Annotated in this window: 1 protein-coding gene; it reads left to right on the top strand. The window is 70.4% G+C overall.

Annotated elements, in window-relative coordinates; all coding sequences use genetic code 11:
- Positions 1 to 1,201, top strand: a 1,201-nt coding sequence (locus ACWGIH_RS43460; protein WP_453691786.1) for a condensation domain-containing protein, incomplete at both ends; no start/stop codon positions are given.

Genomic DNA, 1,201 nt, shown 5'->3' on the forward strand with positions numbered 1-1,201 from the left:
CCGGAGTTCATGGTGCCTGCCGCGGTCGTCACGCTGGTCGGGCTGCCGCTGACCGCGCACCGCAAGGTCGACCGACGCGCCCTGCCCGCCCCCGAGTGGGTCGAGGCCCGAGGCGTACGTGGCCCGCGTGACGCCCGCGAGGACGTCCTCTGCGCGATCTTCGCCGAGGTGCTCGGCGTGGAGCGTGTCGGCATCGATGACAGCTTCTTCGACCTGGGCGGCCACTCGCTGCACGCTACACGTGTGATCAGCCGCATCCGTGCGGTGTTCGGCATGGAGGTCCCACCCCGCGCGATGTTCGAGGCGCCGACCGTCGCGCAGTTGGTCGCGCGCATGGCGGACGCCCAAGGTGCCCGAACGGCGCCGGTGCCAGCGGATCGCCCCGCCGAGATCCCCCTGTCGTTCGCGCAGCGCCGGCTCTGGTTCCTCAACCGCTTCGAGGGCCCCGAGTCCGTCACGTACAACATGCCCATCGCTCTGCGACTCACCGGTCCGCTGGACCGCGACGCCATGCGCGCAGCCCTGTGCGACATCGTCATACGGCACGAGTCGCTGCGCACGGTCTTCCCGGAGGGCGCGGACGGCGTGCCCGTCCAGCGCGTCCTCGACGCGGCGGACTCCATGGTCGAGATGCCGGCAAGGGAAATCCGCGAGTACGAGGTCACGGACGCGATCGCAAAGACCGCGCGGCGTGGGTTCGACCTCACCTCCGAAGCCCCATTGCGTGCCGCCCTGTTCGGTCTGAACAACGCCACTCACGTCCTGGTCGTTGTGCTGCACCACATCGCGGGCGACGGCTGGTCGATGGCACCGCTGGCGCGCGACGTCGCGCTGGCATACGAGGCGCGTACGACGGGCCGCGCCCCCAGCTGGAAGCCGCTGCCGGTGCAGTACGCGGACTATGCGCTGTGGCAGCAGGACGCTCTCGGCGACGAGTCCGACCCCGAGAGCCTGATCAGCCGTCAACTCGCCTACTGGACGCAGCAACTATCCGACCAGCCCGACCAGTTGGAGCTGCCCACGGATCGCCCCCGCCCGGCGGTTGCCTCGCACCGAGGCGGCACCGTGCCGGTGAACGTCGACGCGGAACTGCACCAGGGGCTCGTCCGCCTCGCGCGGGAGTCCGGTGCGAGTGTGTTCATGGTGGTGCGGGCGGCGTTCGCGGCGTTGTTGTCGCGGATGGGTGCGGGTACCGATATCC

The sequence above is a fragment of the Streptomyces sp. NPDC054872 genome (genome assembly GCF_053610705.1).